We start from the raw sequence: 9,956 nt of genomic DNA on the forward strand, positions 1-9,956 counted from the left end.
CGGCCCACCGCCGCGCCCCGCCGCCCGGGGCGGCCCCTCCCGCCCCCGGCCGCGGCGGGCCGGGCGGCCCCGTCAGGCCGGGGCAGGCGGGTGGGCCGTACCCGGGCGACGGGCGGGGACGTGGGTCAGGGCGTCGGCGACGGTCGGGTCGGTGGGGAACGCATCCCTGAGCCGGGTGAGCTCCAGGAGCCGCTCCAGGAAGCCCCGCACCCCCGCCAGGCGGAGCCACCCGCCCGCCTCGAAGGCCCGGCGCAGCCCGGACAGCAGCAGCCAGACCCCCGTGGAGTCGCAGAACTCCAGCCGGGAGACGTCCGCGATGAGGTGGACGTCACCGCCCTCCAGCACGTCCGACAGCACGCGCTCCAGTTGCGGGGCCGAGACCTTGTCCAGGTCACCGGAGATGGAGATGACGGCGCAGGCCGGGTGGTGGGTCACCTGAACGGACAACTTCGTCATCGGCGGTCTCCGGCCTGGAGGACCTGGCGTTCGAGCCGGGAGGGGAGCACGCGGCGGCCGGTCGCGGCGGGTCGGGAAGGAAGCCGCCGGCGGGGCCGCCACGGCACGTCGGACGCAGCCACCTCTTCGCACCTCCGTTCGCCGGTGACCGGAGCCGGCCGACACGGGCGTGCGGCGACGGCGGTGCCGTGCCTCACGCCCCGGCCTCCGGACCGGGGTTCCTGACGTTCGCCTTCCTCGCAGCGCTGCCGCCGGGAGCGGCCATGGGGGCGCGCCGGGCGCGATGGTCGCTAGAGCCCAACGTACATGGGCGATCAAGCGGGCACGGCCTCGGGTGGAGAACCTGTTCCCCCGGCCGCGGAACCCCCACCGCCGCACGCACTGAAGAATGAGCGTTCAACACCTTTATCCCCATTTCCGATAACACGAGCCCTACCCGCCGGCGCCGGAAAGGGTCACGAGCCGCGCCGCACCTGGATCCGCATCGCGCCGTCCCCCGGACCAGGCGAACCGCATCGCGCCGCCCCCGGACCGGAGCCGCCGCCCGGAACCGGACGGCGGCTCCCGATCCCGGACGGAGACCGACACGCCCGGACGGAGACCGACGCACCCGATCGGGGACCGACGCACCCGGATGGGCCCCGGCGGCCCGGACGGCAGAGCAAGCGCTCGGCTGAAAGTTTCACGGCTCGGAAATCCCTCTGCCCGGATCACCGCAGCCTGGTGGCCTACCGACGGAAACACCGGCGTAACCGGGAATACATGCCATTGACATACCGGGGGCGGGCTCCAGAATCCTCTTTGGGAGCGCTCCCACCCTTTTTCCCCCTTGCATGATCCGACGCGAGGCCGTTACCAGCGGAATCACGGCGGGCCCACCAATGGAGGACCCTTCCCATGCACAGATCCCCCCTGAGAGCGGGAGCGCTCCCACACCGCTGGCAACGCGGTCGGAGACGGGTCGCGACCCTCGCCCTGCTCGGCCTGACGGCCGGCATGACGACCGCCCTGGCGGCGTCACCGGCCCTGGCCGCCGTCTCGTGCGACGTAGCCTATTCCACCAACGACTGGCAGGGCGGCTTCACCGCCAATGTGACGATCAAGAACCTGGGCGACCCGCTGAACGGCTGGACGCTCGGCTTCGACTTCCCCACCACCTCGCAGAAGCTGGTGCAGGGCTGGAGCGCCACCTGGTCGCAGAGCGGCACCTCCGTCACCGCCAAGAGCATGGACTGGAACGGCAGGCTCGCCACCGGCGCCTCCACCAGCATCGGCTTCAACGGCAGCTGGTCGGGGAGCAACCCCAAGCCGGCCGCCTTCACGGTCAACGGCGTCACCTGTGGCGGCGGCGGGCCGGGCAACCAGGCCCCCTCGGTGAAGATCACCAAGCCGGCCGCCGGGGCGACCTTCACCGCCCCCGCCGCGGTGGAGATCACCGCCGACGCCGCCGACACCGACGGCTCGGTGGCCAAGGTCGAGTTCTACAACGGCAGCACGCTGCTGGGCACGGACACCAGCGCGCCGTACGCCCACAACTGGACGGGCGTGGCGGCGGGCAGCTACTCGATCACCGCGAAGGCCACCGACGACAAGGGGCTGACGACGACCTCCGACCCGGTCGGGATCACCGTCTCGGCCGACTCCTCCCCCGCCGTGGTGGTCAGCCCCGCCTCGGTCGCCGTCCCCGAGGGCGACTCCGAGACCGTCTCGGTCAAGCTCTCCAAGGCCCCGAGCGCGAACGTCACCGTGACGACCGCCCGGACCTCCGGCGACGCCGACCTGTCGGTCGGCTCCGGCGCCTCGCTGACCTTCACCCCGGCGAACTGGAACACCGCCCAGACGGTGGAGATCGAGGCCGCCGAGGACGCCGACCAGGCCTCCGGCAGCGCCGAGTTCACCGCGAGCGCCACCGGCCACACCGCCGCGAAGTTCGCCGCCACCGAGGTGGACAACGACTCGGGTGGCGGCGACAACGAGTACATCAAGCGCTTCACCACGATGTACAACAAGATCAAGGACCCGGCCAACGGCTACTTCTCGCCCGAGGGCGTGCCGTACCACTCGGTCGAGACCTTCATGGTCGAGGCGCCGGACCACGGGCACGAGACCACCTCCGAGGCCTACAGCTACTACCTGTGGCTGGAGGCGGCCTACGGCAAGGTGACGGGCGACTGGAGCAAGTTCAACGAGGCCTGGGCCTCGATGGAGAAGTACATCATCCCCTCCACCGCCGACCAGCCGACGAACTCCTTCTACAACCCGGCCAAGCCCGCCACCTACGCCGGCGAGTGGGACGACATCAAGCAGTACCCCTCCAAGCTGGACAGCGGCGTCTCGGTCGGCGTGGACCCGATCGCCAACGAGCTGAAGAGCGCCTACGGCACCAGCGACGTCTACGGCATGCACTGGCTGCTGGACGTGGACAACACCTACGGCTTCGGCCGCTGCGGTGACGGCACCACCCGGCCCGCCTACATCAACACCTACCAGCGCGGCCCGGAGGAGTCGGTCTTCGAGACGATCCCGCAGCCGTCCTGCGACACCTTCAAGCACGGCGGCAAGAACGGCTTCCTCGACCTGTTCACCGGGGACTCCTCCTACGCCAAGCAGTGGAAGTACACCAACGCCCCCGACGCCGACGCCCGTGCCGTCCAGGTGGCCTACTGGGCGCACACCTGGGCCAAGGAGCAGGGCAAGGAGTCGCAGATCTCCACCACGGTCGCCAAGGCCGCGAAGATGGGCGACTACCTGCGCTACGCGATGTACGACAAGTACTTCAAGAAGCAGGGCTGCACCAGCACCTCCTGCCCGGCCGGCACCGGCAAGGACAGCGCCTCCTACCTGCTGAGCTGGTACTACGCCTGGGGCGGTGCGATCGACACCTCCGCGGGCTGGGCCTGGCGGATCGGCTCCAGCCACAACCACTCCGGCTACCAGAACCCGATGGCCGCCTGGGTGCTGTCCAGCGTGGACGCGCTCAAGCCCAAGGGCGCGACCGCCGTGCAGGACTGGAGCACCAGCCTGAAGCGGCAGCTGGAGTTCTACCGCTGGCTGCAGTCGTCCGAGGGCGCGATCGCCGGCGGCGCGACCAACAGCTGGCAGGGCCACTACGCCACCCCGCCGTCGAACCTGCCGACCTTCTACGGCATGACCTACGACTGGCAGCCGGTCTACCACGACCCGCCGTCGAACCAGTGGTTCGGCTTCCAGGCCTGGACGATGGAGCGGGTCGCGGAGCTGTACTACGCCACCGGCAACGCCGACGCCAAGGTCGTGCTGGACAAGTGGGTCAAGTGGGCCATGTCCCACACCACGGTCAACGCCGACGGCACCTACCAGGTCCCCTCGACGCTGACCTGGAGCGGCCAGCCCGACACCTGGAACCCGGCCAACCCGGGCTCCAACGCGGGCCTGCACGTCACCGTCAAGGACCACACCACCGACGTCGGCGTGGTCGGCTCCTACGCCAAGGTGCTGATGTACTACGCGGCCCGCGCCAAGGACACCGCCGCGCAGAACATGGCCAAGGCCCTGCTGGACGGTCTGTGGAAGAACCACCAGGACGCCAAGGGCGTCTCGGTGCCGGAGACCAAGGCCGACTACAAGCGCCTCAACGACCCGGTCTACGTCCCGGCCGGCTGGACCGGGAAGATGCCGAACGGCGACGTGATCGACAGCAACTCGACCTTCCTGTCCATCCGCTCCTTCTACAAGAACGACCCGGACTGGCCGAAGGTGGACGCCTACCTGAAGGGCACCGGCCCCGCGCCGACCTTCACCTTCCACCGCTTCTGGGCGCAGGTCGACGTCGCCGTCGCCCTCGCCGAGTACGGCCGGCTCTTCCCCTGACGGCCCTGACGGCCCCCGACGGCGGGCCGGTCCCGTGAGCACCGGTCCCCGGACCGGGCCGCGGGAGCCGGCCCCCTGAAAGACCCCGGGGCGCGGCGGCACCCCTGACCTGCCGCCGCACCCCGGGCACCACCTTTCTCCCCCGAGATCTCCCGAGAGGCGCCCCCCACCGATGAAGAGATCCACGGCGGCACTCGCCCTGGTGGCCCTGGCGGCGGCCGTACCGCTGCCGGCCTCCACGGCGACGGCCGCGACGACGACGGCGACGGCCGCGGCGGAGTTCAACTACGCCGAGGCGCTGCAGAAGTCCATCTGGTTCTACGAGGCCCAGCAGTCGGGGAAGCTGCCGAGCTGGAACCGGGTGAGCTGGCGCGGCGACTCCGCGCTCGACGACGGCGAGGACGCCGGGCTCGACCTGACCGGCGGCTGGTACGACGCGGGCGACCACGTGAAGTTCGGCCTGCCGATGGCCTTCACCACGACCATGCTGGCCTGGGGCGCGGTGGAGTACCGCGACGCCTACGCCTCCTCCGGCCAGCTGACCCACCTGCTGAACAACCTGAAGTTCGTCAACGACTACTTCATCAAGGCCCACCCCTCGCCGAACGTGCTCTACGGGCAGGTCGGCAACGGCGGCGCCGACCACGCCTGGTGGGGACCGGCCGAGGCGATGCAGATGGAGCGCCCGGCCTACAAGATCGACGCCTCCTGCGGCGGCTCGGACCTGGCCGGGGAGACCGCGGCGGCGATGGCCGCCTCGTCGATCGTCTTCCGCCCGACGAACCCGTCCTACGCCGACACGCTCGTCAAGCACGCGCGGGAGCTGTACACCTTCGCCGACACGGTGCGCAAGAAGTACAGCGACTGCATCACCGACGCCAGGGGCTTCTACAACTCCCACAGCGGCTACAACGACGAGCTGGTCTGGGGCGCGATCTGGCTGCACCGGGCCACCGGTGAGGACTCCTACCTCGCCAAGGCCGAGTCCTACTACGACAACCTCGGCAACGAGCCGCAGAGCACCACCAAGTCGTACAAGTGGACGATCGCCTGGGACGACAAGTCCTACGGCGCCTACGTGCTGCTGCACAAGCTCACCGGCAAGCAGCGCTACCTCGACGACGCCAACCGGTGGCTGGACTACTGGACGGTCGGGGTGAACGGGCAGAAGGTGAAGTACTCGCCCGGCGGGCAGGCCGTGCTCGACCGGTGGGGCTCGCTGCGCTACGCGGCCAACACCGCGTTCGCGGCACTGGTCCACTCCGACTCGATCGGCGACGCCACCCGCAAGGCCCGCTACCACGACTTCGCCAAGCGCCAGATCGACTACGCGCTCGGCGACAACCCGCGCAACTCCTCCTACGTGGTCGGCTTCGGCGCCAACCCGCCGAAGAACCCGCACCACCGCACCGCGCACGGCTCGTGGACCGACCAGATCACCAACCCGGCCGAGACCCGCCACACCCTGTACGGCGCGCTCGTCGGCGGCCCGCCCGCCCCCGACGACGCCTACACCGACCAGCGCGACGACTTCGTGATGAACGAGGTCGCCACCGACTACAACGCCGGGTTCACCAGCGCGCTCGCGCGCCTGCACAAGGAGTACGGCGGGACCCCGCTGGCGGACTTCCCGAAGAAGGAGACCCCCGACGGGCCGGAGATCTTCGTCGAGGCCGGGGTGAACGCCTCCGGCAACGGCTTCACCGAGATCAAGGCGATCATCCGCAACCAGTCCGCCTGGCCGGCCCGGAACCTGACCGACGGCTCTTTCCGCTACTACTTCACCCTCGACGGCGACACCACGCCGAGCCAGATCACCGTCAGCTCGGCCTACACCCAGTGCAAGGCCCCGACCGGCCCGACCCAGCTGTCCGGCAAGACGTACTACGTCACGATCGACTGCTCCGGCACCTCGATCTCCCCGGCCGGGCAGTCCCAGCACCGGCGCGAGGTGCAGTTCCGCATCGCCTCCGCGGGCAGCTGGGACCCGTCCGACGACTGGTCGTACAAGGGCGTCGCCACCACCCCCGGCGCCACCCCGGTGCGCGTGGAGAACATCACCCTCTACTCCGGCACCGAGCGGATCTGGGGCAACCCGCCCGGCGACGAGCCGCCGCCGATCGACGACGACACCCCGCCGAGCAGGCCGGGCAAGCCGGCCGTCTCCGCGGTCACCGGGACCACGGCGCGGCTGACCTGGTCGGCCGCCACGGACGACGTGGGCGTGACCGGCTACGACGTCTACCGCGGCACCACGAAGGTCGCCACCGTCACCGGCACCTCCCACGACCTGACCGGCCTGACCCCCGAGACGGACTACAGCGTGCACGTGGTGGCCCGGGACGCGGCGGGCAACACCTCCCAGCCGTCGGAGAGCACGGCGTTCACCACGGCCGAGGCCCCGGCGGGCGGCTGCACCGCCGTCTACCGGGTCGCCAACTCCTGGCAGGGCGCCTTCCAGGGCGAGGTCACCGTCACCAACACGGGCGCGGAGGCGATCCGGGGCTGGACCGTGACCTGGCGCTTCCCCGACGGCCAGGTGATCAGCCAGCTCTGGAACGGCGCGCACACCCAGACGGGCGCGGACGTGTCGGTCAAGAACGTCTCCTGGAACGGCGCGCTCGCCCCGAACGCGTCCGCCTCGTTCGGCTTCACCGCGAGCGGCGCGGGCGGCGTCCCGTCCCCGGTGGGCTGCACCGTGAGCTGACGCCCCCGCGGCGCCCCGTCCCCGGTGGACCGCACCGCGGGCCGGGACCCCCGCGGCGGCCCCCGACCCCCGGCCGGGCGTAGCGGACCCCTCCGCCCGGCCGGGTCATCCCCCTTCCCTTCCACGAAGGCAGGTCATGAAAGCACGACTGGCGCTCCTCGCCGCTCTCGTCACCTCGCTGGCCGCGCCGGCGGTCGCCGCGGCCCCGGCCGCGCACGCGGCCACCGGCATCCACGTGAGCGGTACGAAGATCCTCGAAGCGGACGGCAGCAACCTCGTCCTGCGCGGCACCTCCCACCCGCACGCCTGGTACACGCACCAGACCGCGTCCTTCGCCGGCATCAAGTCGCTGGGCGCCAACGCCGTGCGCGTGGTGCTGAGCGGCGGCCGGTGGACGCGCAACGACACCGCCGACGTGGCGAACGTCGTCTCGCTCTGCAAGCAGAACAAGCTCATCTGCGTGCTGGAGAACCACGACACCACCGGGTACGGCGAGCAGGCCGGCGCCTACACCCTCGATCAGGCGGTGGACTACTGGACCAGCGTGAAGAGCGCGCTGGACGGCCAGGAGAACTACGTCATCATCAACATCGGCAACGAGCCGATCGGCAACAACGCCACCACTCCGGGCTGGACCGAGGCCACGTCCGCCGCGATCAAGCGCATGCGCGAGGCCGGGTTCGACCACGCGCTCATGGTGGACGCGCCCAACTGGGGCCAGGACTGGCGCTTCACCATGCGCGACAACGCCAAGACCGTCGCCGCGGCCGACCCCGACAAGAACACGATCTTCTCCATCCACATGTACGGCGTGTTCGACACCGCCGCCGAGGTCAAGGACTACATGCAGGCCTTCCAGACGGCCGGGCTGCCGCTGGTCGTCGGCGAGTTCGGGCACAACCACTCCGACGGCGACCCCGACGAGAACACGATCATGGCCGAGGCGCAGGCGCGCGGCCTGGGCTACTTCGGCTGGTCGTGGAGCGGCAACGGCGGCGGCGTGGAGTATCTCGACCAGGTCGTCAACTTCGACGCCTCCGCCCTGACCAGCTGGGGCGAGCGCCTGTTCAACGGCCCGAACGGCATCAGGCAGACCGCCGTCGAGGCGTCGGTCTACGGCGGCGGCGGTCCCGGTGACACCGAGAAGCCGTCCAGGCCCGGCAAGCCCGCCGCCTCGGCCGTCACCTCCTCCGGCGCCACCCTGACCTGGACCGCCTCCACCGACGACACCGGCGTGACCGGCTACGACGTCTACCGCGGCACCACCATGCTCACCTCCACCACCACCAACTCCGCCACCCTCACCGGCCTGACCCCCGAGACCGCCTACACCGTCCACGTCGTCGCCCGCGACGCGGCCGGCAACACCTCCGACGCCTCCGAGACCACCACCTTCACCACCCTCGCCGGACCCGGCGGCGGCACCGGCTGCACCCCCGCCTACCGCGTCGTCAACTCCTGGCAGGGCGGCTTCCAGGGCGAGGTGACCGTCAAGTGCACCTCCGCCGTCACCTCCTGGAAGGTGACGCTGGCCTACCCGAGCGGCGTGACGATCAACCAGTCCTGGAGCTCGACGATCTCCGGCAGCGGCGGCACCTACACCTTCACCAACGCCGCCTGGAACGGCACCGTCCCCGCCGGCGCCTCGACCACCTTCGGCTTCATCGGAAGCTGGAACGGCTCCGGCACCCCGCCCACCCCCACCCTCTCCTGACCCCGCCCTGACCCCAGGGGGTACGGCCCCGCGGCCGTGCCCCCTCCCCTCGGCCCTCTTCCGAAAATTTCGGGGCTAACCCGGAAATTTCACAACCCCCCAACCGAGAAAGGAACACCGTGTCCAGACTCCGCACAGCGCTCCTCACCGGGGCGCTCGCCGTACTCCCGGTCGCGGCGGCCGTCGTGCTGCCCGCCTCCCCCGCGAACGCCTCCGCACCGCTGCGCACCCACGCCGAGGCCCGCGGCAAGTTCATCGGCACGGCGCTCGCCACCTCGCCGCTGGCGAACGAGACGGCCTACCGGAACATCGCGGCCTCGGAGTTCAACCAGGTCACCGCCGAGAACGCGATGAAGTGGGACGCCACCGAGCCCAGCCCGAACCAGTTCAACTTCACCGGCGCCGACCAGATCATGGCCTTCGCCGAGCAGAACAACCAGAAGGTGCACGGCCACACCCTGGTCTGGCACAGCCAGACGCCGAACTGGGTGCAGAGCCTCGGCGCCGCCGAGATGCGCTCGGCGATGCAGAACCACATCAGCAGGGTCGCCGGCCGCTACGCGGACAACCCCGTGCTGACGTCGTGGGACGTGGTGAACGAGGTCTTCGAAGAGAACGGCAGCATGCGCAACTCGTTCTGGTATCAGAAGCTCGGCGACGGCTACATCGCCGACGCCTTCCGCTTCGCCCGCGCGGCCGACCCCGACGCCAAGCTCTGCATCAACGACTACAACGTCGAGGGCGTCAACGCCAAGAGCACCGCGATGTACAACCTCGTGCGGTCGCTGCGGGCGCAGAACGTGCCGGTCGACTGCGTCGGCTTCCAGGGCCACCTGGCGATCCAGTACGGCCAGCCGAACATCCAGGAGAACATGGAGCGCTTCGCCGCTCTGGGCGTCGAGATCCGGGTCACCGAGCTGGACGTCCGGATGCAGATGCCCCGCAGCTCCGCCAAGGACACCACACAGGCCACCTACTACTCCAACGTGGTCAAGGCCTGCATGGCGGTGAGCCGCTGCTCCGGCGTCACGATCTGGGGCTTCACCGACAAGTACTCCTGGGTCCCGGACACCTTCTCCGGCGAGGGCGCGGCCCTGATCTACGACGAGAACTACGCCAAGAAGCCGTCGTACACCGCCGTGCACGACGCCCTGACCGGGGGCACCACGCCCACCGACACCGAGAAGCCGTCCAGGCCCGGCAAGCCCGCCGCCTCGGCCGTCACCTCCT

Annotated in this window: 5 protein-coding genes; 4 read left to right on the plus strand and 1 reads right to left on the minus strand. The window is 70.4% G+C overall.

All coding sequences use genetic code 11. The annotated features are described in order from the left end of the window. Positions 1–72: 72 nt before the first annotated feature. Positions 73–456, minus strand: a complete 384-nt coding sequence (locus tag ABD823_RS05465) for an STAS domain-containing protein (RefSeq protein ID WP_344856548.1) — start codon at positions 454–456, stop codon at positions 73–75. A gap of 897 nt (positions 457–1,353) precedes the next feature. On the opposite strand from ABD823_RS05465, the gene ABD823_RS05470 reads away from it, so the two are divergent. From ABD823_RS05470 to ABD823_RS05485, 4 genes are all read left to right on the plus strand, one after another. Further along, positions 1,354–4,305 (plus strand): glycoside hydrolase family 48 protein, encoded by a 2,952-nt coding sequence (locus ABD823_RS05470; RefSeq protein ID WP_344856550.1) that lies wholly within the window; start codon positions 1,354–1,356, stop codon positions 4,303–4,305. A 172-nt stretch (positions 4,306–4,477) separates the two neighbouring features. After that, the gene (locus ABD823_RS05475) at positions 4,478–7,012 is read left to right on the plus strand and encodes a glycoside hydrolase family 9 protein (RefSeq protein WP_344856551.1); all 2,535 of its coding nucleotides are present in this window, start codon (positions 4,478–4,480) and stop codon (positions 7,010–7,012) included. A gap of 136 nt (positions 7,013–7,148) precedes the next feature. Continuing rightward, positions 7,149–8,726, plus strand: a complete 1,578-nt coding sequence (locus ABD823_RS05480) for a cellulase family glycosylhydrolase (RefSeq protein ID WP_344856553.1) — start codon at positions 7,149–7,151, stop codon at positions 8,724–8,726. A 119-nt stretch (positions 8,727–8,845) separates the two neighbouring features. Beyond that, a partial coding sequence (locus ABD823_RS05485; protein ID WP_344856554.1) for a glycoside hydrolase family 10 protein occupies positions 8,846–9,956 on the plus strand: 1,111 nt, incomplete at its 3' end.

The organism is Planomonospora alba (genome assembly GCF_039534085.1).
Taxonomy (GTDB): domain Bacteria; phylum Actinomycetota; class Actinomycetes; order Streptosporangiales; family Streptosporangiaceae; genus Planomonospora_B; species Planomonospora_B alba.

Coding starts and splice junctions, on each gene's coding strand:
- ABD823_RS05465 (WP_344856548.1), bottom strand. CDS start 456: ATGACGAAGTTGTCCGTTCAGGTGACCCACCACCCGGCCTGCGCCGTC.
- ABD823_RS05470 (WP_344856550.1), top strand. CDS start 1,354: ATGCACAGATCCCCCCTGAGAGCGGGAGCGCTCCCACACCGCTGGCAA.
- ABD823_RS05475 (WP_344856551.1), top strand. CDS start 4,478: ATGAAGAGATCCACGGCGGCACTCGCCCTGGTGGCCCTGGCGGCGGCC.
- ABD823_RS05480 (WP_344856553.1), top strand. CDS start 7,149: ATGAAAGCACGACTGGCGCTCCTCGCCGCTCTCGTCACCTCGCTGGCC.